Here is a 26,305-nt window from a genome sequence, read left to right as displayed (position 1 = left end):
TTTTCGGCGTCCCCTGATGAGGGGAGGCCAGATCCTGGAGACGTGGAATGACCTACTCGGCCTTTGATCATCCCTATCTTTCCGGCCTGCTCGGCGACGAGGCGGTCGCGGCAGAGTTTTCCGCGGCCGCGGAAATTCGCGCCATGCTGGCTTTCGAGGCGGCGCTGGCCCGGGCCGAGGCGCAGCACGGGGTGATTCCGGCCGCGGCCGCCGACCGGATCACCGAGGCATGCCGGGCCTTTTCCCCCGATGTCGCGGCCTTGCGGCGCGGACTGGCTGTCGACGGTGTCTCCGTGCCGGAACTCGTCCGGCAATTGCGGCGCGCCGTCGGCGAAGCGGCGGCTGAGCACGTGCACTACGGCGCCACCAGCCAGGATGTCATCGACACCAGCCTGATGCTGCGCCTCAAAGCGATCGGCGAGCTGTTCTCCGGCCGACTCGGCGAGATCGCCGCGGTGCTGGAGGAAGGCGCCCGGCAATGGGGCGGGCGTCCGCTGATGGGGCGCACGCGCATGCAGGCGGCCATTCCGATCACCGTGATGGATCGGATGCGGACCTGGGTCGAGCCGCTGCTCGACCATCAGGATCGGTTGGACGCGATGGATATCGACCTGTTCGCCGTGCAGTTCGGCGGTGCCGCCGGCACGCTCGACAAGCTCGAGGGTAAGGCGGACGCGGTCCGCGCGACGCTCGCGGAGGAACTGGCGCTGATCGACTGTCCGCAATGGCACAGCCAGCGATCGGCGATCGCCGATTTCGCCCACCTGTTGACGCTGATCACCGGCAGCCTCGGCAAATTTGGCCAGGATGTCGCCCTGATGGCGCAGGCGGGCGATGAGATCGTGCTGGCCGGCAGCGGCGCGTCCTCCGCCATGGCGCACAAGCAGAACCCGGTCGCCGCCGAAGTGCTGGTGACGCTGGCGCGCTTCAATGCGACGCAAGTCTCCGGCATCCATCAGGCTCTTGTCCACGAGCAGGAGCGCTCCGGTTCCGCCTGGACGCTCGAATGGTTGCTCCTGCCGCAGATCGTCGGCGCGACCGCCGCGGCGCTCAGGCTTGCCACGGAGCTTGCCGGCAATATCCGGCGTCTCGGCGCTGCCTGAGGACGGTCGACAAGAAGCCGGGCCGCTTCCTGAGAAGCGGCCCGGCTCGGTTTATTCTGGGCAATGATGCGGCGGTGCCGGGCCGTCAAGCCGAGCGGGCAATATTCCAGTCGAGCCGGCGCATGTCCCGCTGCAATTGTGCATAGGACCCATTCGGTATTCTGCCGCGATGCATGGCCGCGACCTGGGCCGCGTCGGCGCGAATGTTCTGTTCCTCGCGGCGCAGCCGGCTGAAGGCGACCGGGCCGAGCTTGCCCGAGGCGCGCTCGGCATCCATGCGATGATTGGCGGCGCGAAGCTCGTGGAGGATGCTGGCGAGCCGCGGCTGTTCGACGACGACGGCCGAGGTCATCGGCCTGGCGTCCGGGGCGGGAGGAGCCACATCGTCGTTGCCGAATATTCCCTGGTAGTAGTCGCCGTTCTCGGGGCCGGTCGGGGTGGTACCCTCGTGGCGGTCGGCGGCGAAGGCACCGCCTGCGGCGAGCGACAGAGCGAGGGCGGCGATTGCGGAAGTCGTGATGAGCGAGCGCATGTTTGCGTCTCCTTGGTCGGGTGGAAGCGGGAGCTTCCAGTCCAGGCTGTCTCATACCGTCGCGAGCCTTTCGGTCGCCGGCAGTATTCAGCCTCGAGAAAAGGAATAGGCCCGGAGGTGGTGTTAGTCACATTAACAATAAATAAAGTTTCGTTGGCCTGTGTTGACAAACTTTTGACCAATTCCGGACTGGTGCAACGTCGACGGCGAGATTACTTGGACCATGTACGGACTTGGAGGCGCATCTTTCCATATAAAATCTGTTAGCCGTCCAGGTTACATGAAGTATCTGTAATATTTCGGGCTTTCCATCCGTTCAAAGGGGTTCCGGCCGGGCACCTTAGAACAAGGCCCGATCAGGTCGTTACTGTGATCGGAGGCACCCCCCTCTGCCCTGCCGGGCATCTCCCCCACAAGGGGGGAGATTGGCTGGAAGCGCCGCTCTGCCCCACGCCAGCTGCGTACGCCGAAATCAAGGCACCTGCAAAGTCCATGAATTGGGTATTTGATGGGCGGAACATTGCCACTTGCCGATCTCCACCCTTGTGGGGGAGATGCCCGGCAGGGCAGAGGGGGTATCATGCGATTCAGTATTCGCTCCAATTAGATTAATTTAGGCAGAGCACAGTCGCGCGCGCTCCTGTTCGTAATAGTGCTCGAGCGAGGGCAGCATCGATTTGAGCTCGTCGAACTGCGCCGCGTCGATGCCGCCGGCGTCGCGGTACTTCGCTTCGATATAGGCGATATGGCGGGCAAGGGCGGCTTCGGAGGCGCCGTCGGCCAGCGTGAAGACCGGTGAGACCAGGCTCCGCCCTTTTACGGTGATGCGGTCGATCTCGACGACCGGGAATCTGGCGGCGGCGAGCCCGGCCGTCCGCTCGCCGATGAGCAGCGGAATGCCGTAGTCCTTCGAGGCGCCCTCGAGGCGGGAGGCGAGATTGACTGCGTCCCCCAGTGCCGAATAGTCGAAGCGGCGGGCGGAGCCCATGTTGCCGACGACGCATTCGCCGGTATTGATGCCGATGCCGATGCGCAGCATCTTCGGCTGGCGTCCGGCTGCCTTGGCCTCGGTCTCGAGTTCAGCATTGACGCCGGCAAGCGCGGCGAGCATGTCGCGGGCCGCGGCGACGGCGTGAAGGGCGTGATCGGGATCGTCGAGCGGCGCGTTCCAGAAGGCCATCAGGCAATCGCCGATATATTTGTCGATCGTGCCGCCCTGGTTCAGCACCGCCTCGGACAATGGCGTCAGCAGCCGATTGACGAGCGTCGTCAGCCCTTCGGGGTCGTCCTTCATGTCTTCGGCAATCGTCGTGAAGCCGCGAACGTCGCAGAAGAGGATCGTCAGCGTGCGCCTCTCGCCGCCGAGCTTCAGTTGCGACGGGTCCTTCGCCAGCCGTTCGACGAGCGCCGGCGAGAGATATTGCGCGAAGGCGCGCATGATCTCGCGGCGGCGGCGGCGCTCCTCGGCATAGTCGATGCCGGCCTGGCCGACCGCGACGCCGAGGAAGGCAAGGCCGGGACCGAGCGGCGAGACGAACAGGTGGCCGAGGCGCATCAGGCCGTAACTCGCGAGGAAAATCAGCGCGAGCGCGAGGGCCCCGTAGCCGAACGTCCTCCAACTGGTCGATTTAAAAACGACGAGCGCGGCTGCCAGCGCTGCGAGAAGGATTGCCGGTACGGAAATCGGCGCAGCCGCGGTTTTGATGGCGAGCCCGTGCACGAGATTGTCGTAGATGGTCGCTTGGATCTCCGCGCCCGCGACGAGGCCGCGCGAAAAGACCGTGTCGGAGGTGGCGAAGGCATCGACGCCGCCGTCGGCGATCGACGGGGCGTTCTGCAGGCTCAGGCCGACGATGACGACACGGTCGCGGAAGGTGCCCTCCGGCAGGAAATTTTCGGGATCGAGCGCCTGGTAATAGGAAACGGTCGGATAGGTGCGGGCAGGACCGAAGGTCTGGATCAAGGCCTGCCGCTGTGGCGGCTGCGGATTCCTTCCGGCGATGGTCGCGAGCGTCACCGCAAAGCCGTCTGGATAGGACGGAAGCTGTCGCAATGTCCCGTCGCCGCTGAGATTGACCGAGGCGATGCCGACTTTCGCGCCTCTCTCGGTGAAGAGGGGCAGCGGCTCGGTGCGGACGAATTGTTCGGCCTGCGGCGTTTCGATCAGCGTCTCATCGCCGGCAAGCACCACGTCCGGCCCGAGTGCCTCGGCGAGTGCCCTGTCGTTTTCCGGCTCGGCAGCCGGCTCGGCGAAGATGACGTCCATCGCAATCGTCCGCGCGCCGGCCTTTCTCAGCGCTTCGATCAGCCGGGCGTGCAGGGCGCGTGGCCAGGGCCATTGACTGCCGATCTCCGCCATCGACGGCTCGTCGATCGCGACAATGATGGGGCCGTCCTTGGGAAGCGCGGGTCGGCCGATGAGCGAGAGATAGTCATAGGCTCTGAGGTCGGCGAGCGACCAGGATCCGGTCAGCGAGACAAGCGAGACGAGGACGGCGACGAAGACGGTCAGGGCGGCGAGCTTCGCTCGGCGTGGGGATTGGCGAACGCGGTCGACGAGAGCGGAAAGGCTTAGCCTTGGGCGAGACGCGTGCATCAGAACCGAACTTTGACCGTGCCCTTCACGGTCGGTCCCCAGCCGGGAATGCCGTCACGCACCTCGAATTCCTCATCGAGCAGGTTGAAACCGGCAAGTTCGACCTCGAAGCGCTTGTCGAAGGGCTCCCATTGGAGCGCGGCGTCGAGGGTCCAGAAGTCGTCGAGGGTGGCCGTGCTGTCCGTGCGTTTGCCGACGTAGTTTGCCGCCAGCGTCGTCTTGACGTTCGCGGTGTTGACCCAGGTCAAGGCCACCTGGCCCGCATTCTCCGGCAAGAAGGGCAGTTCGCCGCTGCTACCGGCCGACAGGTCCTCGCTTTCGATGCGGGCCACCGTCGCCGAGAGACCGAGACCATGGCCGAGTGCTACGTTGGAGGTCAATGCGACGCGGTCGACTCTGCCTTTGTCGAAATCAAAACCCGTCGTCAGGAAGGGGAAATCAATCGAACCGTTGTGGATTTCCTGATGCTGATAGTCGACAGCCGTGAAGAGCCAATCGTTCCATTCGGCATCCCACCGGAGAGCGAGCGTATCGGCATAGCCCTCCGTTCCGATCAAAAGTTGATTGGGCTGCAGCCCGACGATGCCGACGGGCGCAAGCGTGGCCGCGTCAAAGTTATAGCCTTCGCGCTGGACCGCTGCACGCAGCCAATGGCCCTCGGCCGGCGCCCAGGCAACGCCGAACTTCGGTTCAAGGCGGATATTGTTGTCGTTAGAGTCCTCGATGTAGCGGGCAAACAGCGCGCCTTCGACCTTGAGGTCAGGCGTAATCTCATAGAGGCCGTCAATATAGGTCTTCGCGACTGCCCGCGTCGAGGACTGAAAAAATGTCGCTGTTTCCGGAGGATCGGGCGGCTCGATGAGCCTGGCGTGCGTCCTCGTGTCCGACCGGATTTTACCGGCTTCAGCGCCATAACGCCAGGTCAGGTCTCCGTCGCCATATGCGTGGCTCAAGGCAGCGATGTAGTTGCGGTCGTTTCTATCGACGTCTACGCTGCCTTCGCTCCCTCCGTCGCGCACCATTTGATTATCTTCGCTGCGAAATTCATTGAAAAACAGAGCGGCGTTTCCGACATTGCGGTAACCGAACGTGTGACTCCACGCGAGGCCGGAGAGTATTGTGGAAGAGTTGTCCCCTATTTCGAAATCTGGCGGGCTGGGCAGAATTTTCTGGAAATCGTCGACATTCGAGTAATTCGCGAAGGCGACAAAGCGGTCGTCAGGTGACGGGGTGGCCGTGATGAAGCCATTGCCTCCGATAATCCGCAGCTCCCGTTCCATGCGGGCGCCCCCGGATTCGATCGTGTCGCTCGGCTCCTCCCATTGGAACGTGCTGAATACGGTGATCGGGAACGGCGACACCGTAAGTCCGCGAACTCCCGCTTCTCCCACCCACCCGGTATGATCGTCATTGGCGATGATCCCGCCGCCAAGCTCGATTTCAAAGAACGGCGATTGCAGCAAGTTGACCGTTCGTTCCCGGCTCGCGAGCATGTGCGGATCGATCAGAAGCCCCTGGATGAGCGCGGAGAAGCCGGTTGCATTGGCCGTGTTGGTGATTGCGTTCGCGTCGAAATCGTAATCGTTAAAGAAGGGATTGACGCTGCCGCGCACCGCCTGGTCCACGTAGCTCGCGCCGGTGAAGGGGTCGAACACGGCATCGCCGTAATATTGCCCCCAGGCGTCTAGCCCCTGCAGGCGGAATGCGTCGTTGAGCGTCGAGCCTTGCTCCTGGTTGGCGCCAAGCGCCGCCGTATCGCCGCCGCGCGCCCGCGTGCGGCGCATTGCTTCCTGGGCGTTGCGGATGGCGGCGTCCGCGTCATAGGCATCGATGGCGATGGCGGTTCGCGCCATTGGCACGACGGGATCGTTGGGATCGAGTCTGTCAGCGCTATCCAGCGCTTGGGCCGCCGGACCGTGGTCACCTTTTTCGTAGTATGCCGCCGCGAGAAGCATCTGCGCGCCCGCAAAGGCTGGGTTGGCCGTCGAGCCGGCAAGCAGGTCTTCGACCGCCTTTTCAACGTCTCCATTCTGCAACTGATACCAGCCGCGTGCGACGAGCACTATATCGAAGGACGGATCGACAGCGAGCGCCGCATCGATCTCGCGCTTTGCCTCTGCGACCCGCAATTCGCCCAGGTACTGAATCGCGAGGTTCGCGTGATAGTTCGGGTCCGCGGGATCGAGCTCTATTGCTTTTTTGAAAGCCCTCTCGGCAGCGCGGTTGTCGCCGCGGTCGCCCTGGACGATGCCGATTGCGTTCCAGATCGTTGGAGATCCCGGTGCCGTTTCCAAGGCGCGCTGAAGGTCGGCCAGCGCGCCCTCAAGATCGTTCTCGATATCGGCGCGGTAGTGGGCACGCGCCTCGAGCGCGGTTGGATCGCCGGGATCGATCGTCAGCGCCCTTTTGATGCCGTCACGTATCTCGGCGCGATCATCGAGCAGCGAAGCGAACTGCGCGCGGAAGGCGGGCAGGCTCGGATCGTCCGGATGCTGCCGCTCGGCCTTCTTGATCGTTTCGATCGCCGCGCGGATATCAATGCGAAAGCCCGCAGTCCAGGCTTCGGCCAGTGCTCCGTAGGCGCCTGTGGCCTGTCGAGGCGGGCTTTCGACGCGGCCCGGATCGGCAAGAGCGCGGGCGAAATATCCGCCATAGGCGGCGATGGAGCGGCGGTTTGCATCCAGTTCGCGCGCGGCCTGCCCAAACAGTCTCGCGGCATCGGCGTAGCGGTTCTCGGAGCCGACGATAAGCGCCTCGACGAGGGTCGCGCGGGCCGCCTGTGATCGATTGAGACCCTGCCGCCGTGCCTGTTCAAGCGCCGCCTGCGCCTTTTGGCGCCCGTCTAGCGTCAGGTAGATTTCAGCAAGCGTCAGCCAGTCCTCGGCCGAGCGCGAAACTTCCTGCCGGGCCTCGATCCGCTGCCGTTCGCGCCGCATGTCGGGAACCCTGAGCGGCGACGGCGGCATCCAGACGAAGGCGTCGCGGAGCGCCAGATGAAAGAGCATCTGCTCGCGGTCCTTCGACGCGACGATGACGATTTTCGTCGGCGCGCTGCCGATTGCGGCCACCGCACCTTCGCCCTGCTTCACCGTGACGCTGCCATAGGCGTTTTTGAGCTCGATGACGCCTTCAAGGACGGTCAGCGAGGTCTTTCCGTCGGTGCCGACATTCATCGTCCAGTCAGTGCCGCGGATGGCGGCTGCGGCGGCCGGCGTGTCGATCACCAGGCCTTCGCCGCCGCGTTCGGCGCGGGCCCAGATCGTGCCCGATTGCAATTCGAGATTCGTGTCGCCTCCGCCGATCTGCTTGACGCGCAGCGCCGTGTTCCGCCCGAGCCTTATCTGCGTGTGGTCCCGGAAGAGCACGGCGAGCGCGCCGGTGGCATTGGTGCGCAGCACGTCGCCCGGAACGAGGTCCTGGGCAAGGTCGACGAACCGCCAGTTGGAGACGTCGACGAAACGCACCTCCTCGCCGGACTTGCGGGCGATCACGGATCCGGCTGCGGGCTGCTGCCGCGGCACCGGCTCGGCAAGCGCCGGCCATGGCGCAAAAAGCGCCATTGCGATCAGCAATGCCCCCGTTCTTCCTCGCCGCATCCGTGCAATTGCCCCTCGTTGCACGGAATCCAGTGGATTTTCGGAGAGGAAAAGTCAAGCGCCCAGTTTTGGGCATATATTGTTACCGCGCCGGTGTAATAAAGAGGAGACAGGAAGCAAGGGGGCGCGCATGGATCTCGGGGGAAACCTGTACAAGATCGAACCTTCAAGTGAAGGAGAGGGGCGCGAGGTCACGCCGAGCGCCTATTACGATCACATTCAGAAGATCAATGATGTCTTTTCCGACCAGATCAAGATGTCCGATCAGAAGGCAGCCTATATCTTTACCTTCATGTTCGCCTTTTTGGTTTCGTCCGAAGAGGGGCGGAACGTGTTTACTTGGCAGCGCTACATGGACGGAGAGCTGCTGCCGATGATATTCTCGGCCGTCATGGCGCTCGCCTCGATATTCTCGCTTCTGGCTGCCATCCTCGTCGTTTTGCCGAGGAAGGGGGCCACCTCCACGACGCTCTTCTGGGGTGCCTGGCGCGCCCATCGCGACGAGTTCATCGATGCGGCGGGCCGCGCTGATTCGACCTATCTGTTTCGCCAGTATGTGGACAATGCCGACGTGCTCTCGGCGATCGCCTGCAGCAAATACCGCTTCGTCATCGCCGCTTTCCGCGGCCTATTGGTCACGGTGCTTGCCTATGTCTTTCTGCTGGCAACCCCATAGCCGCCTTCGGGGTCGCAATGAGAATCCGCCGTGGCGCCTGCGCGTGGCGGCGGGCCGGTAGCATCTACACCGAGTCGCGCACCCGCTCCCAGGCCTTCGTCAGGTGCCGCCCCAGTACCTCCGACAGCCTCGCCTGATCGCGGGCTTCAAGGGCAGCGATCATCTCCTCGTGCTCGGCGACGGCGGCGGCCCATTTTTCCGGGCCTTCGTGGCCGATGAAGCGAATGCGCTTCAGGCGCGTCTGCAAGATCCCGTGCATGTCGGCCAGCGCCGCATTGCCGGAAAGCTGGGCGATCGCCGTGTGGATCTGCTGGTTGAGCTTGTAGTATTGCAGCCGGTCGCCTGCCTCGTAGCGGCGTACCATCTCGTCGTGCAGCGCCCGTACTTCGGCTATGCCAACATCGCTTGCGGCCTCGCAGGCAAGCCGGCCGGCGAGCTCCTCGAGCGACCGCAGCACCGTCAGCATGTCCTGGACGTCCTTGGCGCTGAAGCGCTTGACGACGGCGCCGCGGCTCGGGACGAGCTCGACCAGGCCCTCGCTCGCCAGATATTTGATCGCCTCGCGAAGCGGCGTGCGCGACACGCCGAGCTGTTCGCCGAGCTGGCCCTCGTGCAGGCGGGTGCCGGGCGGAAGGTCGCCTTCGATGATCATGTCGCGCAGGTGGCTGACCAGCGTGTCGTGCAGTGCGGTGCGCCGGATCGGCCCCGGGCCGCCTTCGGGCCGCCGCTCCAATGATGTGATTTCGTTCATTTTTCCCGTTCTGCGCTCCGACTGGTGACCCGGTCTTAAGTTCCCTCGACCACTCGATTGAATCAGCGGTGTCTCATTCAAGCATGGAGGCAGGTTCCGCCATCGTCAATAAAAAATGCTGCATACAGAATACAAAAGACTTGATGCAAAATTTTGAATAACGTATGACATCGATCAACGCAGAGGATGGAGGACATCTCACAATGACGAGCAATGGTGCGGCCGAAGCGAAGAATGGGCGTCCTGTCATCGCCCTTGCCATGGGCGACCCGGCCGGGATCAGTCCGGAACTGACGGCGCGGCTGCTGGCGCTTGTGGATGTCCGCGAGGCGGCGCACATCATTGCCGTCGGCGACCGCCGCATTCTCGACGAGGGTGCGAAGGTTGCCGGCGTCGAACTCGACCTCGAGGCCGTCTCGCTCGATGCCCTCGGCACGGCCGGCACCTCGCGCCACGTCTTCGTCGATTTGGAGCATCTCGATCCGGCCGACGTTGTGCGCGGCGAGGCGACGCTTGCCGGCGGCGCCTTCGCCACGCGGAATTTCCGTGCTGCGCTGGAGCTGGCACATGCCGGCAAGGCTGATGCGGTCTGCTTCACGCCCTTCAACAAGAAGGCGATGCGCTTTGCCTATCCGGGCTATGACGACGAGATCCGCTTCATCGCCGATGTGCTGTCCTTCACCGGCAAGGTGCGCGAGTTCAATGTTCTCGAAAAAGTATGGAACGCGCGGGTCACCTCGCACATTCCGCTGTCGGACGTGGCGCGGAACCTTTCGGTGGAAGGGATCGTCGCAGAACTCGAACTGACCCGGGCCTGCCTTAGGAATGCCGGCCATGACGAGGCGAAGATCGCGGTCGCCGGCCTCAACCCGCATGCCGGCGACGGCGGCAGCTTCGGCATGGAAGAGATCGACATCATCGAGCCCGCCGTCGAGAAGGCCAAGGCGCTCGGCTTCAACGTCGAAGGGCCGTTCCCGGCCGACACGGTGTTCGTCCGGGCGCTGAAGGAAGGCTTCCACGCGGTGCTGACGATGTATCACGACCAGGGCCAGATCGCCATGAAGTTGATGGGCTTCGACAAGGGCGTGACGATGATGGGGGGCCTGCCTTTCCCGCTCTGCACGCCGGCGCACGGCACGGCCTATGACATTGCCGGCAAGGGCATTGCCGATGTCGGCGCCAGCCGCGAGGCGATCCTGCTTGCGGCCCGCATGGCGAAGAAGAACCGCGGCCTCTCGGCGGCCGCCTGAATTCGCACGCTTTCAAGCCATACCGGCGTCAGGGGAGGTCTTGCGCCGGATCCAACTCAACGGGAGGACCACATATGAAGAAATCCGTCTCTATCGCATGCATCATGGCCGCCGCCTTCGGCGTCGCCGCGCCGGCCGCGGCCTTCGAGCCGAACCGTCCGGTGGAGTTCGTCGTGACCGCGGGCCCCGGCGGCGGCACGGACATCTTCGCGCGCACCATCCAGGCGATCATCGCCAAATACGAACTGATGAAGACGCCGGTCGTCGTCACCAACAAGGGCAGCGCCGGCGGCGCGGAAGGCTTCGTCTACACGGCCGGCTACAAGGGCGACGCCCACAAGCTCGCCTTCGGCACCAACAATGCCTACCTGCTGCCGGTTCGCGCCAAGGTGCCCTACAAGGCCGAGGATCTGACGCCGGTCGCAGCCCTCGCATCCGACGAATTCGTCCTCTGGGTCAACGGCAAGGCCGACTATTCGACCGCCGCGGACTTCGTCGCCAAGGCGAAGGAAGGTGGCTTGAAGATTGGCGGCAGCCAGTCGAAGGACGTCGACCAGATCCTCACCTCGATGATCAACGACGCGACCGGCGCCCAGATCAGCTACATCCCGTTCAAAAGCGGCGGCGAGGCGGCCGTGCAGCTTGCCGGCGAGCATATCGACGCCAATGTCAACAATCCGAGCGAGAATCTCGGCCAGTGGCAGGCGGGCATGGTCAAGCCACTCTGCGTCTTCAAGAGCGTCAAGCTTTCGAGCGTGGCCAAGGTCGCCGGCGACAAGGGCTGGCGCGATATCCCGACCTGCAAGGAAGCCGGCATTCCGATCGACAACTACTCGATGCCGCGCACCGTCTGGCTGCCGGGCGGCGTCGAAGCGGATGTCGTCCAGTTCTACGCGGATGTTATGCGCAAGGTTTCGGAAACGCCGGAATGGGCCAAGTATCTCGCCGACACGTCGCAGTCCCCCGTCTATCTGAGTGGTGACGACCTCAAATCCGCCGTCGAAGTGGATGGTGCCGCGGTGAGCGAAGTGCTGAAGCGCGAAGGCTGGCTCGCCAACTAAGGCAATCATCGCGGGCGCTCGATGCCGGGCGGGACGGGCGGACACGCTCGCTGTCCCGCTCGGAGCGCCGGCCACCGTTCCGAAAGGAGACGATCATGAGTGAGAACAGTGCGAACGGGATCTCGCGCTTTGCGGTCGAGCTTGGCGTCGCGGCGCTCACCGGCGCCTTCGGCGTCGCGGTCTGCTGGGGCTCGCTCGATATCGGCGCCGGCTGGACCGAGATGGGGCCGGATGGGGGCTACTTCCCCTTCTATATCGGCCTCCTCATCGTCTTCGGTAGCCTCGTCAATATTGCCCAGGCGTTCCTTAAGCATCGCGACACGGGAGAAGTCTTCATCGACGCCGGCCGCGCCAAGGTGGTCGCCTCCTTCCTGCTGCCGCTCGTTGCCTTCGGGGCTATCGCGGCGTGGCTGGGGCTCTATGTCGGGACGGCGCTCTACATCGCCGCGACGATGCTCTTCCAGGGCCGCTACAAATGGTGGATCGCGTTGCCGTCCGGGCTCGGCGTTTCGGCCGCCTTCTTCCTCATCTTCGAGATCGGCTTCCAGGTTCCGCTGCTGAAGGGACCGGTCGAAGCCTGGTTCGGGATCTACTGACCCGGCCGAATGCATTGCCTGCGGGAGGAATGACATGGAAAATATCGGTCTCCTGATCGACGGCTTCGGCCATATCCTGAGCTGGAACCACATCCTGCTGATGATGGTGGGCGTGACGCTCGGCATCCTTGTCGGGGTATTGCCCGGCCTCGGCGCGCCGAACGGCGTGTCGCTGCTCCTGCCGCTCACCTTCTCGATGGATCCGATCTCCGCGATCATCCTCTTGTCCTGCATGTATTGGGGGGCGCTGTTCGGCGGCTCGACCACGTCGATCCTCTTCAACATCCCGGGCGAACCGTCCTCCGTCGCCACCACCTTCGACGGCTATCCGATGGCCAAGGCCGGCCAGGCGAGCCGGGCGCTGACGCTCGCCTTCGTCTCGGCCGGGCTCGGGGCGCTCGCCGGCGTGGTGATGATCACGCTGCTTTCGGGCTGGGTAGCGAATTTCGCGCTGAAATTCTCCTCGCCCGAATATTTCGCCGTCTATTTCCTGGCTTTTGCGAGCTTCATTTCGATGGGTGCGCAATCGCCCTTCAAGACGCTCGTTTCAATGATGCTCGGCTTCGCGCTGGCCTCGATCGGCATGGACACGATCTCCGGCAATCTGCGCCTCACTTTCGATATTCCCGAACTGATCAAGGGCGTGAGCTTCCTGATCGCTGTCATGGGCCTCTTCGGCATCGGCGAACTGTTGCTGACAACGGAGGAGGGCCTGCGCTTCGAAGGCATCAAGGCGCGCGTCAAGCTCGCCGAGATCGGCCGCACGCTGGTCGAGATCCCGCGCTATTGGCTGACGATCGCCCGCTCGACGATCATCGGCATCTGGATGGGCATCACGCCGGCCGGCCCGACCGCCGCTTCCTTCATGAGCTATGGCGTTGCCCGCCGCTCGGCACGCGACAAGTCGCTATTCGGCAAGGGCGATCCGCGCGGCGTTGTGGCGCCGGAAACCGCCGATCATTCGGCCGGCACGTCCGCCCTGCTGCCGATGCTGGCGCTCGGGGTGCCGGGTTCGGCAACCGCCGCGGTGATGATGGGCGGGCTGATGATCTGGGGGCTGACGCCCGGTCCGATGCTCTTCACCGACCGGCCGGATTTCGTCTGGGGCCTGATCGCCTCGATGTATCTCGGCAATGTCGTCGCCGTCTTCCTGGTGATCGCGACCGTGCCGCTCTACGCCTCGATCCTGCGCGTGCCCTTCTCGATCATCGGGCCGATCATCGTCGCGGTGATCTTCTCGGGCGCCTACCAGGTGGCGAATTCGATTTCGGACATCTTCCTGGTGATCGGCTTCGGATTGCTCGGCTACGTCTTCAAGAAACTCGACTATCCGCTGGCGCCGCTGGTCCTTGCCATGGTGCTCGGCGACAAGGCGGAGGATGCCTTCCGCCAGTCGATGCTGATGTCCGGCGGCAGCCTCGACATCTTCTGGTCGAACGCGCTGGTTGCCGGATTGATGGCACTGGGCCTGGCGCTGCTTCTCTCGCCGCTTGCCTTCTGGCTGATCGGCACCTTGCGCAAGCGGCGGCACGACGCTGCTCCGCATGGCGACGGCAACGCGGCAGCCTGATCCGGCCGCCGCAGAAATGCACGACTTAATTTCTCCAGATATCGAGGAGTCCGCCATGGCGCCGCGCACATGGAACCGTGACAATTGGCCGATCGCGGCCGCTATGATCCAATATCCGAACCTGCTGCCGGACGGCCGATCCGTGCAAGACCAGACGGTAGAGGAGTGGGCCGCAACGCTTGCCGACGTGGTCGACGCCGGCTTTACCGAACTCGACCCGACCGATAGCTGGATCAGGCTCGCCGATCTTTCCCCCGATCGGCGGGAGGAATTCGTCGGCCTGACCCGATCCCTCGGTCTCACCATTCCGGCGATCTCCACCGCTCGGCGCAGCTTGATAGATCCCGAGCATGGCGAGGAATATCTCGCCTATGGACACCGGGTCATCGAGACCGCCGCCTCAGTCGGCGCAGGTTCCGTGTCGTTCGGCTTCTTCGGTCCGCTGACGGAGGCGCAGAAGAAGGTGCTGTGGTTCTGGACCGTCGATGGGCTGAAGAACCCGGACGACGCGGCGACCTGGAAGACGGCGGTTTCGCGGGTCCGCGAGCTTGGCCGACACGCGGAAGAGCTCGGCATCGAAGTGTCGCTGGAAATGTACGAAGACACTTATCTCGGAACGGCCGACAGTTCGGTGCGCTTCGTCGAGGAGGTCGGGCTTGCCAATGTCGGCATCAACGCCGATCTCGGCAACCTCATCCGCCTGCATCGCCCGGTCGAACATTGGCAGGAGATGATGGCAAAGGTTGCGCCCTTTGCTAAATATTGGCACGTCAAGAATTACAACCGCACGGAGGATGCGGCTTCGGGGTTGATCGTCACCCACCCGGCCCCGCTCGAATTCGGCGTCATCAATTACCGCTCGGCGATTCGCATGGCCCTGGCGCACGGCTTCGACAGCCCCTTCCTCTGCGAGCACTACGGTGGCGACGGGCTTTCTGTCAGTGCCGCCAATCGCGATTATCTGAGGCGCATCCTGCCTCGCGAACAGGGACATTGAAGCGATGACGACGATCTTTGACGCTCCGGAAGATTTTGCCACCGCCGCGCTTGCCGGTTTCGCGGCGATCTATGCCCGCAACGTTCGCCTGGTGAAGGGCGGCGTCGTGCGCTCCACCAAGGTGCCGAAGGGCAAGGTAGCCGTGGTGATCGGTGGCGGCTCGGGCCACTATCCGGCCTTCGCCGGCTATGTCGGCCCGGGACTCGCGGATGCGGCGGTCGCCGGCGACGTCTTCGCCTCTCCGTCGACAGCCGCGGTCGCGCGCGTCTGCCGCCACGCGGACCAGGGCGGTGGCGTGCTGCTCGGCTTCGGCAACTATGCGGGCGACGTCTTGAACTTCGGGGTTGCGGCCGAGCGGCTGCGCGCCGAAGGCATCGACGTGCGCGTCCTGCCGGTGACCGACGACGTGGCGAGCGCTTCGGTCGAAACGCCCGCCAAGCGCCGCGGCATCGCCGGCGACCTCGTCGTCTTCAAGATCGCCGGCGCGGCCGCCGAGGCGGGCAAACCGCTCGACGAGGTGGAACGGCTCGCCCGTCTTGCCAATGATCGGACGGTATCGTTCGGCGTCGCCTTTGGCGGCTGCACCCTGCCGGGTGCGGCCGGGCCGCTCTTCACCGTTCAGAAGGGGCAGATGGCGCTGGGTCTCGGCATTCACGGCGAGCCCGGCATCAGCGAGGAAAAGATCTCCTCCGCCAGCGATCTCGCCAAGCTGCTGACCGGCAAGCTCATCGCCGAGCGGCCGGCCGGTACGAGGAAGGTCGCCGCGGTCCTGAACGGCCTCGGCTCGACCAAGTACGAAGAGCTGTTCGTTCTCTGGACGGCAATTGCCAGGGAACTGGCGGACGCAGGGCTGGAAATCGTCGATCCCGAATGCGGCGAGTTCGTCACCAGCCTCGACATGCAGGGCTGCTCGCTGACGCTTCTCTGGCTCGGCGACGAGCTGGAAGCACTCTGGCGCGCGCCCTCGGATGCACCGGTGCTGCGCAAGGGCGTAATCATCGCCGCCGAGCCCGCGACGGCTGAGATCGTTGATGCCGAAGGGCCGCAAAGCTTCGCTGCCGCCTCGGAAGCCTCGCAGCAGAGCGGCAAATGTATCGCGCGGCTGATCGGCAATATCGCCGACGCCCTGAGGGAGGCGGAAGAAGAACTCGGCCGCATCGACGCTTATGCTGGCGACGGCGACCACGGCCAGGGCATGCGCCGCGGTTCGGCAGCCGCACTCGACGCAGCGAAGGCGGCGGTCGCCGCTGGTGCCGGCGCCGCGAGCGTGCTGGCGGCTGCGGGCGACGCCTGGGCCGACCGCGCCGGCGGCACCTCCGGTGCGATCTGGGGCCTGGCGCTCCGATCCTGGAGCAATGCCTTCAGCGATGACGAGAAGGTGAGCGATGCGGCAGTCGTCAAGGGCGCAAGGCTGGCGCTCGACGGAGTCACCCGGCTCGGCCGCGCACGCGTGGGCGACAAGACGCTGGTTGACGCGCTGGTGCCGTTCGTCGAGACGCTGGAAAGAGAGGCCGCCGCGGGCAAGCCGCTCATCGATGCTTGGACGGTGGCGGCGAAAGCCGCGCAGGACGCGGCCGATGCGACCTCGAGCCTGACGCCGAAACTCGGCCGGGCGCGGCCACTTGCCGAGAAGAGCATCGGCCATCCGGATGCGGGCGCGGTTTCGCTAGCGCTGGTGGCGCGGGTGGCGGGTGAGTTCTTGAGGGCGGCCGACAGCGACTGATAAATGCCAGCGCCGGATTTTGCCCCTCTCCTCGGGTTTAACCCTGGGGGATAAGGTCGGCGAGGCGGCGCCGCGATCCCCTCGCCCCGCTTGCGGGGAGAAGGTGCCGGCAGGCGGATGAGGGCCTTCGCCTATACCTCTTGGATTGGAAGCCTACCCGTAGCGCACCAAAAACTCCTCCGCCGTCAGCTCGCGGAAATCCTCCAGCGCCCGGCGCAGCTTGGCATGGTCCCAGTCCCACCAGGCGAGCCGGTCCATGGCTTCACCGATCTCCACCTTGAAGCGCTCGCGGATCAGCTTGGCGGGTACGCCGCCGACGATCGTGTAGGGTGCGACGTCCTTCGAGACGACCGCGCCGGCGCCGATCACGGCGCCGTTGCCGACCTTGACGCCCGGCAGGATGGTTGCGCCGTGACCGATCCAGACGTCATGGCCGATCGTCACGCGGTTCTGGCGGCGCCAGGCGAAGAGATCGTGATCGGGTTCGGCGTCGTCCCAGTACATCGGGGCGCGGTAGGTGAAATGATGCAGCGTCGCCCGCCAGGTCGGGTGGTTGGTGGCGTTGATGCGAACCGCGGCGGCGATGTTGACGAATTTGCCGATCGTCGCACACCAGATCGAGCCGTCCTGCATGATGTAGGAATAGTCGCCGAACTCGACCTCATCCAGGCGCGAGCGTTCCTGGATTTCCGTGTAACGGCCGAGCTTCGAATTCACGACGCTGGCGGTCGGATGGATGAAGGGTTCGATCCCAAGCTTCCGGCTCATGCGGCGCGCTTTCTCGGCGAAAACTCGGAAACATCGATGATGCGGTCGGCGACCGCGTCGCGGACTTCCGCGTCGTGGAAGATGCCGACGAGCGCCGTGCCCTGTGCCTTCTTCTCGGCGATCATCTCGACCACCACGGCGCGGTTTATCGCGTCGAGCGATGCGGTCGGCTCGTCGAGCAGCAGGATCCGGTGGTCGGTGATGAAACCGCGGGCGATGTTAACGCGCTGTTGCTCGCCGCCGGAGAAGGTGGCGGGCGGCAAAGCCCAGAGTTCCCTTGGCAGGTTGAGTTTCGCCAGCAACTCAGCGGCGCGCTCGCGCGCATCTCCGGCCGCCACACCGCGCGCCTGCAACGGCTCGGCGACGATGTCGAGGGCCGAGACGCGTGGCACGACGCGCAGGAACTGGCTGACATAGCCGAGTGTGGTGCGGCGCACGTCGAGCACGGTGCGCGGCTCGGCATCGGCCAGGTTCACGAGGCGGCCGTCATGCTCCATGAGGATCTGGCCTTCGTCGACGCCGTAATTGCCATAGAGCATCTTGAGGATCGAGCTCTTGCCGACGCCGGAGGGGCCGCCGAGCACGACGCATTCGCCTGATTTCACCGAGAAGGAGACATTGGCGACGACCGGCAGGCGCACGCCGTCGCGCAGGTGCATGGTGAAGCTCTTGGCGACTTCTGAAACAACAAGGGGCGTAGCCATGACTTTTACTTTCCTTTGCCGCGTGATCTCGTCCGAAAACCGGGTTCCATTTTTCGGGATCATGCGTCAGACCTGCAGAATCGAGGAAACGAGGAGCTGGGTATAAGGCTCGCGCGGATCGTCGAGCACCCGGTCGGTGAGCCCCTGTTCGATGACGGCGCCGTCCTTCATCACCATCATCCGGTGCGAGAGGAGCCGGGCGACGGCGAGGTCGTGGGTGACGATAACAGCAGCAAGGCCGAGATCGTGGACGAGGCCGCGGACGAGATCGAGGAGGCGGGCCTGAACCGAGACGTCGAGGCCGCCGGTCGGCTCGTCCATGAAGACCAGGCGCGGCGCGGTGACGAGATTGCGGGCGATCTGCAGGCGCTGGCGCATGCCGCCGGAAAAGGCGCGCGGCTGGTCGTCGATCCGGTCCTCTTCGATTTCGACACGCCGCAGCCAGTCGCTGGCGATCGCGCGGATATTACCGTAATGCCGGTCGCCGACCGCCATCAGTCGCTCGCCGACATTGGCGCCGGCCGACACCGTCATGCGCAGCCCGTCGGCCGGGTTCTGGTGGACGAAGCCCCAATCGGTGCGCATCAGGAAGCGCCGCTCGGCCTCGCCCATATGTGCCAGATCGCGATATTGCCCGTCGCGCATGTGGTATTCGATGATGCCGGAACTTGCCATCAACCGGGTCGAGAGGCAGGAGAGCAGCGTCGTCTTGCCGGAACCGGACTCGCCGACGACGGCGAGCACTTCGCCGGGATAAAGCTCGAAAGAGACGTTGCGGCAGCCGATGCGGCTTCCGTAGAACTTCGAGACGTCCTTGACTTTGAGAAGCGGCACGGCGGTCATTCGGCGGCCTCCTGGCTTTCATGCGTCGGGCGGGCAAGCATCGGACCTGCATGGCCTTGCGCGCGCCGGTCTTCGCAATGGTCGGTATCGGAGCAGACGAACATCCGCCCACCCTTGTCGTCGAGCACCACCTCGTCGAGATAGACGTTCTCGGCACAGCAGAGCGCACAGGGCTTGTCGAATTTCTGGATTTCGAAGGGGTGGTCCTCGAAATCGAGGCTGACGACTTGGGTATAGGGCGGAACCGCATAGATGCGCTTTTCGCGGCCGGCGCCGAAGAGCTGCAGCGCCTCCGACATGTGCATCTTCGGATTGTCGAATTTCGGCGTCGGCGAGGGGTCCATGACATAGCGGCCCTCGACCTTGACCGGATAGGCATAGGTCGTGGCGATATGGCCGTTGCGGGCGATGTCCTCGTAGAGCTTCACATGCATGAGGCCGTATTCCTCGAGGGCATGCATCTTGCGCGTCTCGGTCTCGCGCGGCTCGAGGAAGCGCAAGGGTTCCGGGATCGGCACCTGGTAGACGAGCGTCTGGCCCTCTTTCAGTGGTTCCTCGGGAATCCGGTGCCGCGTCTGGATGATCGTCGCGTCGTTCGTCCTGGTGGTGACGGCGACATCGGCGACCTTCTGGAAGAAGGCGCGGATCGACACGGCATTGGTGGTATCGTCGGCGCCCTGGTCGATGACCTTCAGCACGTCCGTGGGTCCGAGGATCGAGGCGGTCACCTGCACGCCGCCGGTGCCCCAGCCATAGGGCATCGGCATTTCGCGCGAGGCGAAGGGCACCTGGTAGCCCGGAATGGCGATCGCCTTCAGGATCGCCCGGCGGATCATCCGCTTCGTCTGCTCGTCGAGATAGGCGAAATTGTAGGTTGCAAGGTCGTTCATTCGGCGGCCTCCTTCATGCCGTCCTTGCCGCCGGTGCGGGCGGCCTCGTAGTCGCGGCGCATGCGACGCACCAGGTCGAGCTCGGCCTGGAAGTCGACGTAGTGCGGCAGCTTCAAATGCTCGACGAAGCCGGTCGCCTGGACGTTGTCGGCGTGCGAGATGACGAATTCCTGGTCCTGCGTCGGGGCAACGATATCCTCGCTGAACTCGTCGGTTCGGAGCGCCCGGTCGACGAGAGACATCGACATGGCCTTGCGCTCGCTTTGGCCGAAGACGAGCCCGTAGCCGCGGGTGAACTGCGGTGGCTCAGTGGCCGAGCCCTTGAACTGGTTGACCATCTGGCATTCGGTGACGCGGATGGTGCCGAGCGAGACGGCGAAGCCGAACTCCGGCAGATCGAGCTCCACCTCCACCTCGCCGATCCTGATCTCACCGACGAAGGGATGGGTGCGGCCATAGCCGCGCTGGGTGGAATAGGCGAGCGCCAACAGAAAGCCTTCGTCGCCGCGGGCAAGCGCCTGCAGGCGCAAGTCGCGCGGCATTGGAAACTCCATCGGCTCGCGCGTCAGGTCGCCGGCCAGGTGACCGTCAGGCATCTTTCCGTCGCCCTCGATCAGGCCCTCGGCGTCGAGGATGTCAGAGACCCGCATGACCTGTTCGCCGGGCTCTTTCACTGCCGGCTCCGAGACCGTCTCATCTGCGATCAGCGACGGATCGAGCAGGCGGTGAGTGTAATCGAAGGTGGGGCCGAGGAGCTGGCCGCCGGGCAGGTCCTTGTAGGTTGCCGAGACGCGCCGTTCGACCGTCATGTTCGCCGTGTCGACCGGTTCGGAATAGCCGAAGCGAGGAAGTGTGGTGCGATAGGCGCGCAGGATGAAGATCGCCTCGATCATGTCGCCGCGCGCCTGGCGCACGGCAAGCGCGGCGAGCGCGCGGTCGTAAAGCGAGGCCTCGGCCATGACGCGATCGACGGCAAGACCGAGCTGCTCGACGACCTGCTCGATGGTGATCGACGGCAGCGAGCGGTCGCCGCGGCGACGGTCTGCAAGCAGGCGGTGGGCGTTGGCAATGGCGGCTTCCCCGCCTTTGACGGCTACGTACATGCTCCTACTCCCGCTCGAGTTTGGTCGTGCGCGGCAGGCAGAGCACCGCGCCCTCCGCCGTCAGCACCAGGTCGATGCCGCGAGGGAAGATCGCCCGGTTGGCGGTCCAGAAATCGAGGAAGATGTCCGGCAGCCCGATCGGCGCGACGACGACTGCCTCCTTGATGCCCGGGCCGCTAGCGACGAGCGGCACACCGCCCGCCAGCGCCTCGACCTCGACGACGAGCGTCGTCGACCGGTCGGGATACTCCTGCGTGCCAAGCGCGAACTGGTCGAAACCCGGGACTGCGGCACCCTTCTCGACGAAGGCGAAACGCGCCTCGTCCTTGGCTTCGGTCACGCATGCGCCGGTGTGGAAGGCGATCCATTGCGGCACGGCCGATTTGGCGAGCGCCGGCGAGAGCCAGGCGGGGGTGTCGTGGTCGCAGAGCGTCAGCGCCACGGCGCCGCTGGCATTACCAAGAGGCGAGGGCGGTGTGGCGGACGCCGAAAGGCGGCCGATGGTACCCGGCCGCGCGAAGCAGTCCATCAGCGTGCGGAATACGGACTGCGCCGCGAAGACCGGATCGGCGAAGGCGCCGGCGTAGATTTGCGAATGCGGGCTCATCAATCTTCTCCCCGCACCATGGTGAAAAAGTTCACGCGGGTCGCGGCCGTCTCCTCGGCCTTTCGCCGGTCTTCGGCTTCGAGGCGGGCGGCGATCAGCCGGTGCAGCGCCTCGACCGACGGGCGATGGGCGTCGGTCTGGAAGAGTGCGTCGAAGATCGCGGCATAGCGCGCCCGTTCCTTGTCGGTGCCGAGCAGCTGTCCGTGGCCGACCTCACCGCTCGAAAGCCGAACCGCGGCGCGCGACACCGTCGCCTCGCCGAGATTGAAGGGATCACCGCCGCCGCCGATGCGGCCGCGTACCATGACGAGCCCAGTCTCCGGACCGCGCACAGACGCCACGACCGGCTTGTCGGCAATCGCCTCCCAGGCGGCGGAGAGTTCCGCAAGCGTGGCGCGCGCCAGCAGCCGCATGCCTTCCTTGCGATCCGCCCCATACAGGGTTTCATGTTTCTTGCTCGCATCCATTCGCTTCACCTAAAATGTCTATTGATCTAGACAACTATACATCTTATACCATTCCCTAGCGCTCGGAAATGACAGGCTTGTGACATCGTGGCAAAAGTGGCAGTGAGAAAGACGGTCGAGCGACAGACCGGCGTAGCGCTCTGGCGGCAGATCGCTGACCGCATAAGGCTGGCAATCAGCAATGGCGATTACGACGCGACCGGCATGGTGCCGCCCGAGACGGCGCTGGCTGAGGAGTTCGGCGTCAACCGCCACACGGTGCGCAGCGCGCTTTCGGCGCTTGCAGACGAGGGGCTCGTCCGCGCCGTGCAGGGCCGCGGGACGCTGATCGAACGCAAGGAGCGGGTCACCTATCCGATCTCCCGCCGCACCCGCTTCTCTCAAGGGCTTGGCCGGCAGGTGAAGGAAATCGGCACGAGGCTTTTCGCCCATGCCCAAGTGCCGGCGAGCGGCGAGATTGCCGCGGCGCTTGGCATTGCGCCCGGCGCGGGGGTCATCGAACTCCGCACCGTCAGCAGCGGCGACGGCCGGCCCCTGTCGGCAGCCGTCAGCTATTTTCCAGCCGACCGCTTCCCGAGGATGGCCGAAGAATATGCGCGTCTAGGTTCCATCACCAAAGCCTTTGCCGCACACGGGCTCGGCGACTACGTCCGCGCCTCGACGGAGATCGTCGCGCGGCACGCGGATGCGGAGGAGCTTGCCCTGCTCGCACTTTCCCCGGGGGCGATCGTCCTGGAGGCGCACGCGGTCAATGCAGATCTCGAAGGCCGGCCGGTGGAATTCTCCCGCACGCGCTTTGCCGCCGACCGGATGAAACTGCGGATCGAGACGTAGAGCCGGGATCCGACCCTGACTCGCCTCCGTGAACCCCCTCATCCGGCCTGCCGGCCACCTTCTCCCCGCAGGCGGGGCGAAGGGGACTCGCGGCAAACGCTGCGCCTTACGTCCCCTCTCCCCGCAGGCGGGGAGAGGGCTAGGGTGAGGGGCAAGAGCAGGTCGCTTCGACAAAAAATCGACTTTAGCTTAGGCGCGATTCAGCATCAAAATGATCCTGACAACCTGGCCGGCCACTAGCTTCTCCTGTCGCCGAACCTCCGCCTTCACCGGCAACAGAAACGAACCCGAGGCCTTGTCCGGGAAGATCGACGTCGTCCACTCGGTCCAGCCCGTCCGTGCGATCACCGTCTCGCTGCGCCAGCCGCGCGTTTTCGGTTCGGTGAGGAACCTGATCTGCCCGGCAATGTCTGCCGGCAGCGTGATGAAATGCCAGCCGCCCTTTCCGGGATAGAGCCAGAGCTCCGCGTCGAACTCGAATTCGGCCATCTGTCCCACTTTGCTTCCGCTCGTCGCCGGCCCCTAAATAGGGCAAGCGCGCCGCATTTCCGACGCCTTTCTGCCGCATCTACTAAGCTTGCATCAGGATCCACGCATTGTCTTCTCCGGGGAGAAACGAAATGACGACGTGGCGACCCGATCCCTCCTTCTATCCATCTCCACGCATGGCCGCAAAGGCTCCGAAAGAGACGCTCGCCTATGTGGCGGCCTTCGACCCCGACCGGCTGCGGCCGGACGCGATCGCCGTCGTCGACGTCGACCCGGCCTCTTCGAGCTATTCAAAGATCGTCGGACAGGTGGATATGCCGAATGTCGGCGACGAGCTTCACCATTTCGGCTGGAATGCCTGCTCCTCCTGTCTCTGCCCGAACGCGCCGCATCCGCATGTCGAGCGCCGCTACCTCGTCGTGCCGGGCCTCAGGTCATCGCGGCTGCATATTATCGATACGAAGCCCGATCCGAGGAAACCGCAGATCGTCCGCGTCATCGAGCCCGAGGAAGTCGCCGAACGAGCCAATTATTCGCGGCTGCACACGATCCATTGCGGACCGGAAGGCATATACGTCAACGCGCTGGCCGACCGCGACGGCAAGGCGCCCGGCGGCATCTTCCTGCTCGACCACGACAGCTTCGACGTGCTCGGCCAATGGGAAATGGACCGCGGGCCGCAGAAGCTTGCCTATGATTTCTGGTGGCATCTCGGCCACGACACGATGATCACCAGCGAATGGGGGACGCCCGACACCTTCGAGAACGGCCTCGTTCCGGAGGTGCTGCTCGGCTCGAATTACGGCCGCCGGCTGCATTTCTGGGATTTGCATACGCGCAAGCACCTTCAGGAGATCGATTTCGGCGAGGAGCACCAGCTCGTCTTCGAACTGCGGCCCGCCCATGATCCGACCAGGGCCTATGGTTTTGTCGGTTGCGTCATCAGCCTCAAGGACCTCTCGGCGTCGATCTGGACCTGGTATCGCGACGGCAATCAGTGGGCGGTGAAGAAGGTGATCGAGATACCGGCAGAGCCGGCCGATCCCGACCTTCTGCCGCCCGTGCTCAAGGGCTTCAAGGCGGTGGCGCCGCTGGTGACCGACATCGACCTCTCGATGGACGATCGCTTCCTCTACGTGTCCTGCTGGGGTACCGGCGATATGATCCAGTACGACGTTTCCGATCCGCTTGCGCCGAAAGAGACGGGACGGGTGCGGATCGGCGGGATCGTGGCGCGGGCGGCGCATCCGAAGGCGTCGAACGGCCCCCTCAACGGCGGACCGCAGATGGTGGAGATCAGTCGCGACGGCAAGCGGGTCTATTTCACCAACTCGCTCTACGGCGCCATCGACCCGCAATTCTATCCGGAGGGCTTGGACGGCTGGATGGTGAAGCTCGACGTCGGCGACGATGGCGGGATTGCCTTCGACGAGACCTTTTTCGTCGACTGGCCGAAGGGCCACCGCCCGCACCAGGTTCGGCTCGAAGGCGGCGACTGCTCGTCCGATTCCTATTGCTATCCGTGAGGGGAGTGCGGCGGTACGCCGGTAATTGGCCCTCATCCGGCCTGCCGGCCACCTTCTCCCCGCGGGCGGGGAGAAGAGACTCGCGGCGATCGCTTCAGGTCTCCTCCGCCTGCGGGGAGAAAGGGATATGCCGCGCGCTAGAAGTCCCCTCTCCCCGCAAGCGGGGAGAGGGTTAGGGTGAGGGCAGCCACCCCCTCGAATGCTGACAAGGCGATTGAGTTCGAACCTTAGGGAGAGCCGGACCGTGCGCCCGCAGCACCGCAAATGACGAACCTCTGGCCCTGGCTCTCACTCGCCGGCCTCGGCGCTTTTCACGGTGCCAACCCGGCGATGGGCTGGCTTTTCGCCGTCGCGCTCGGGCTGCATCGGCAAAGTGCCGGGACCGTCTGGCTGTCCCTGGTTCCGATCGCCCTCGGCCATGCGGTTTCCATCGCAACGGTGCTTGTCGTGGTGATCGCATTCGGAGCGGTCATGGACCTGCGCAGCCTGCAACTTGCCGCCGCCGCGCTCATCCTGGCTTTCGCCGGTTACCTTGCCATCTACGGACACCGTCACCGCGTGAGGGTCGGCATGCGGACCGGCATGGCCGGGCTTGCCGGCTGGTCCTTCCTTATGGCGACAAGCCACGGCGCCGGGCTGATGCTCGTGCCGTCGGTCATGAGCCTTTGCATCGCCGATCACGCCGGCATGGCCGGCACCGCCGGCTCGCTTTCCGTTTCGCTTGCCGCCGTCGCCGTCCATACCGGCGCCATGCTCGCCGTGATCGCGGCAATTGCCTTGCTCGTCTTCAGCTGGCTCGGTCTTGCGGCCTTGCGCGCCGCATGGATCAATTTCGATCGCCTTTGGATCGTTGCGCTCGGCGCAACGGGCGTCATCCTGCTCTTCTGGTGAAGAACGTCCTCTCCTACAGCGACTTTACATAGTCGATATAGCCGCGGACATCGGCGGCCGGTTCGCTGTAGGCGTCGCCGAGCGACTTTTCCATCGCCGATACATAGGTCCTGGCCCAGTCCGGCAGGGAATAATCGATCGCCGCCAGGAACTCGAGCGTCGAGGCAAGCCTTATGTCGGCGATCGATGGCCTGTCGCCGCCGATGAACGGCTTGTCGCCCATGTAGAAGGCGCGGAAGACCTCGAGCGGTTCGGCGAGCGCGTCTGCGGCGGCCCCGCGGGCTCGTTCCTTGGTCTCGGCGTCCGCGTCGCTGAAGCCGACCTCGCCCGGATATTGCGGGAAATTGAGAGCCGGGTAGGTGGCGCGCGCCAGATAGGGATAGAAGGTGCCGATCAGGTAGAACATGGCGCTGTCGATCATCGCGCGCGCCTCGGGGTCCTTCGGATAGAACTGATCGAGCCCGTGCTTGTTGCAGAGATATTGCATGATCGCGCAGCTTTCCCAGAGGGCGCCCTTCGGCAGCTCCGCCGTTTCGATCATCGGCGTCAGGTGCGACGGGGCGCGTGCCAGATACTCGGCGGAGCGCGTCTGCCCGTAGACGTCATGCTCGGCAAAATCGAGCTTCGCCGCCCTTAAGAAGACGCGCACCGTCATGTTGTTGACGCTGGGCTTGATCACGTTGAGTTTTATCGTTGCCATCTCTCTTCCTCCCTCTGCTTGCCTGAATTGTT

24 protein-coding genes are annotated in these 26,305 nt (G+C 64.6%); 11 read left to right on the top strand and 13 right to left on the bottom strand.

What is annotated here, in order from left to right; genetic code table 11:
* Positions 1 to 47 precede the first annotated feature (47 nt).
* Positions 48 to 1,103 carry a 3-carboxy-cis,cis-muconate cycloisomerase gene (locus NGR_RS10175; protein WP_015888185.1) on the top strand — a complete coding sequence of 352 codons (1,056 nt, stop codon included), beginning with the start codon at positions 48 to 50 and terminating at the stop codon, positions 1,101 to 1,103.
* Positions 1,104 to 1,188: 85 nt separating this feature from the next.
* On the opposite strand, the gene NGR_RS10170 is transcribed toward NGR_RS10175, so the two are convergent.
* The 3 genes from NGR_RS10170 to NGR_RS10160 all read right to left on the bottom strand — a co-directional run bounded on the left by NGR_RS10170 (position 1,189) and on the right by NGR_RS10160 (position 7,827).
* On the bottom strand, positions 1,189 to 1,635 hold the full coding sequence (locus NGR_RS10170) for a hypothetical protein (protein WP_015888184.1): 447 nt from the start codon (positions 1,633 to 1,635) through the stop codon (positions 1,189 to 1,191).
* 613 nt (positions 1,636 to 2,248) lie between these two features.
* Complete coding sequence (locus tag NGR_RS10165; protein WP_015888183.1) at positions 2,249 to 4,231, bottom strand: CHASE2 domain-containing protein; 1,983 nt, start codon at positions 4,229 to 4,231, stop codon at positions 2,249 to 2,251.
* Positions 4,231 to 7,827, bottom strand: a complete 3,597-nt coding sequence (locus tag NGR_RS10160; RefSeq protein ID WP_015888182.1) for a FecR domain-containing protein — start codon at positions 7,825 to 7,827, stop codon at positions 4,231 to 4,233. The genes NGR_RS10165 and NGR_RS10160 overlap by 1 nt, the downstream gene beginning before the upstream one ends.
* Before the next feature lie 130 nt (positions 7,828 to 7,957).
* On the opposite strand from NGR_RS10160, the gene NGR_RS10155 reads away from it, so the two are divergent.
* Entirely contained in the window at positions 7,958 to 8,503 is a 546-nt protein-coding gene (locus NGR_RS10155; RefSeq protein ID WP_015888181.1) for a Pycsar system effector family protein, read from the top strand.
* Positions 8,504 to 8,567: 64 nt separating this feature from the next.
* Here NGR_RS10155 and NGR_RS10150 read toward each other — a convergent pair whose 3' ends face one another.
* Positions 8,568 to 9,254: a GntR family transcriptional regulator gene (locus NGR_RS10150; protein ID WP_015888180.1), complete on the bottom strand. Its 687-nt coding sequence runs from the start codon at positions 9,252 to 9,254 to the stop codon at positions 8,568 to 8,570.
* Between the two features lie 203 nt (positions 9,255 to 9,457).
* On the opposite strand from NGR_RS10150, the gene NGR_RS10145 reads away from it, so the two are divergent.
* From NGR_RS10145 to NGR_RS10120, 6 genes are all read left to right on the top strand, one after another.
* Entirely contained in the window at positions 9,458 to 10,504 is a 1,047-nt protein-coding gene (locus NGR_RS10145) for a 4-hydroxythreonine-4-phosphate dehydrogenase PdxA (RefSeq protein WP_015888179.1), read from the top strand.
* 74 nt (positions 10,505 to 10,578) lie between these two features.
* The gene (locus NGR_RS10140) at positions 10,579 to 11,565 is read left to right on the top strand and encodes a tripartite tricarboxylate transporter substrate binding protein (protein WP_015888178.1); all 987 of its coding nucleotides are present in this window, start codon (positions 10,579 to 10,581) and stop codon (positions 11,563 to 11,565) included.
* Positions 11,566 to 11,660: 95 nt separating this feature from the next.
* The gene (locus NGR_RS10135; protein WP_015888177.1) at positions 11,661 to 12,161 is read left to right on the top strand and encodes a tripartite tricarboxylate transporter TctB family protein; all 501 of its coding nucleotides are present in this window, start codon (positions 11,661 to 11,663) and stop codon (positions 12,159 to 12,161) included.
* Positions 12,162 to 12,195: 34 nt separating this feature from the next.
* Positions 12,196 to 13,731: a tripartite tricarboxylate transporter permease gene (locus tag NGR_RS10130; RefSeq protein WP_015888176.1), complete on the top strand. Its 1,536-nt coding sequence runs from the start codon at positions 12,196 to 12,198 to the stop codon at positions 13,729 to 13,731.
* Positions 13,732 to 13,786: 55 nt separating this feature from the next.
* A complete protein-coding gene (locus tag NGR_RS10125) occupies positions 13,787 to 14,728 on the top strand; it encodes a sugar phosphate isomerase/epimerase family protein (RefSeq protein ID WP_015888175.1) in 942 nt (313 codons plus the stop codon).
* 4 nt (positions 14,729 to 14,732) lie between these two features.
* Complete coding sequence (locus NGR_RS10120) at positions 14,733 to 16,451, top strand: dihydroxyacetone kinase family protein (RefSeq protein ID WP_015888174.1); 1,719 nt, start codon at positions 14,733 to 14,735, stop codon at positions 16,449 to 16,451.
* 153 nt (positions 16,452 to 16,604) lie between these two features.
* Here NGR_RS10120 and NGR_RS10115 read toward each other — a convergent pair whose 3' ends face one another.
* From NGR_RS10115 to phnG, 7 genes are all read right to left on the bottom strand, one after another.
* Positions 16,605 to 17,219, bottom strand: coding sequence for a DapH/DapD/GlmU-related protein (locus NGR_RS10115; RefSeq protein WP_015888173.1), 615 nt, complete (start codon positions 17,217 to 17,219; stop codon positions 16,605 to 16,607).
* The gene (phnL, locus tag NGR_RS10110) at positions 17,216 to 17,923 is read right to left on the bottom strand and encodes a phosphonate C-P lyase system protein PhnL (protein ID WP_015888172.1); all 708 of its coding nucleotides are present in this window, start codon (positions 17,921 to 17,923) and stop codon (positions 17,216 to 17,218) included. The genes NGR_RS10115 and phnL overlap by 4 nt, the downstream gene beginning before the upstream one ends.
* A 66-nt stretch (positions 17,924 to 17,989) precedes the next feature.
* Positions 17,990 to 18,766, bottom strand: a complete 777-nt coding sequence (gene phnK / locus NGR_RS10105; protein WP_015888171.1) for a phosphonate C-P lyase system protein PhnK — start codon at positions 18,764 to 18,766, stop codon at positions 17,990 to 17,992.
* Positions 18,763 to 19,656 (bottom strand): alpha-D-ribose 1-methylphosphonate 5-phosphate C-P-lyase PhnJ, encoded by an 894-nt coding sequence (locus NGR_RS10100; protein ID WP_015888170.1) that lies wholly within the window; start codon positions 19,654 to 19,656, stop codon positions 18,763 to 18,765. Before NGR_RS10100 ends, phnK begins: the two co-directional genes overlap by 4 nt.
* Positions 19,653 to 20,759 (bottom strand): carbon-phosphorus lyase complex subunit PhnI, encoded by a 1,107-nt coding sequence (locus NGR_RS10095; protein WP_015888169.1) that lies wholly within the window; start codon positions 20,757 to 20,759, stop codon positions 19,653 to 19,655. The genes NGR_RS10100 and NGR_RS10095 overlap by 4 nt, the downstream gene beginning before the upstream one ends.
* A 4-nt stretch (positions 20,760 to 20,763) precedes the next feature.
* Positions 20,764 to 21,366 carry a phosphonate C-P lyase system protein PhnH gene (gene phnH / locus NGR_RS10090; RefSeq protein WP_015888168.1) on the bottom strand — a complete coding sequence of 201 codons (603 nt, stop codon included), beginning with the start codon at positions 21,364 to 21,366 and terminating at the stop codon, positions 20,764 to 20,766.
* On the bottom strand, positions 21,366 to 21,833 hold the full coding sequence (gene phnG, locus NGR_RS10085) for a phosphonate C-P lyase system protein PhnG (RefSeq protein WP_015888167.1): 468 nt from the start codon (positions 21,831 to 21,833) through the stop codon (positions 21,366 to 21,368). Before phnG ends, phnH begins: the two co-directional genes overlap by 1 nt.
* A gap of 96 nt (positions 21,834 to 21,929) precedes the next feature.
* Between phnG and phnF the strand changes: the two genes are divergently transcribed.
* The gene (gene phnF, locus NGR_RS10080; RefSeq protein ID WP_432654024.1) at positions 21,930 to 22,667 is read left to right on the top strand and encodes a phosphonate metabolism transcriptional regulator PhnF; all 738 of its coding nucleotides are present in this window, start codon (positions 21,930 to 21,932) and stop codon (positions 22,665 to 22,667) included.
* Positions 22,668 to 22,856: 189 nt separating this feature from the next.
* On the opposite strand, the gene NGR_RS10075 is transcribed toward phnF, so the two are convergent.
* Complete coding sequence (locus NGR_RS10075) at positions 22,857 to 23,156, bottom strand: DUF1905 domain-containing protein (protein ID WP_015888165.1); 300 nt, start codon at positions 23,154 to 23,156, stop codon at positions 22,857 to 22,859.
* Between the two features lie 131 nt (positions 23,157 to 23,287).
* On the opposite strand from NGR_RS10075, the gene NGR_RS10070 reads away from it, so the two are divergent.
* Together NGR_RS10070 and NGR_RS10065 are read left to right on the top strand one after the other, a co-directional pair.
* Positions 23,288 to 24,682, top strand: a complete 1,395-nt coding sequence (locus NGR_RS10070; RefSeq protein ID WP_015888164.1) for a selenium-binding family protein — start codon at positions 23,288 to 23,290, stop codon at positions 24,680 to 24,682.
* A 264-nt stretch (positions 24,683 to 24,946) separates the two neighbouring features.
* Complete coding sequence (locus NGR_RS10065) at positions 24,947 to 25,573, top strand: hypothetical protein (RefSeq protein ID WP_015888163.1); 627 nt, start codon at positions 24,947 to 24,949, stop codon at positions 25,571 to 25,573.
* Between the two features lie 13 nt (positions 25,574 to 25,586).
* Here NGR_RS10065 and NGR_RS10060 read toward each other — a convergent pair whose 3' ends face one another.
* A complete protein-coding gene (locus NGR_RS10060; protein ID WP_015888162.1) occupies positions 25,587 to 26,273 on the bottom strand; it encodes a glutathione S-transferase family protein in 687 nt (228 codons plus the stop codon).
* Positions 26,274 to 26,305: the final 32 nt, after the last annotated feature.

It is taken from the genome of Sinorhizobium fredii NGR234 (assembly GCF_000018545.1).
Taxonomy (GTDB): domain Bacteria; phylum Pseudomonadota; class Alphaproteobacteria; order Rhizobiales; family Rhizobiaceae; genus Sinorhizobium; species Sinorhizobium fredii_A.
The sequence above is the reverse complement of the archived record's forward strand: the minus strand, read 5'-3'. Positions and strand labels throughout refer to the sequence as shown.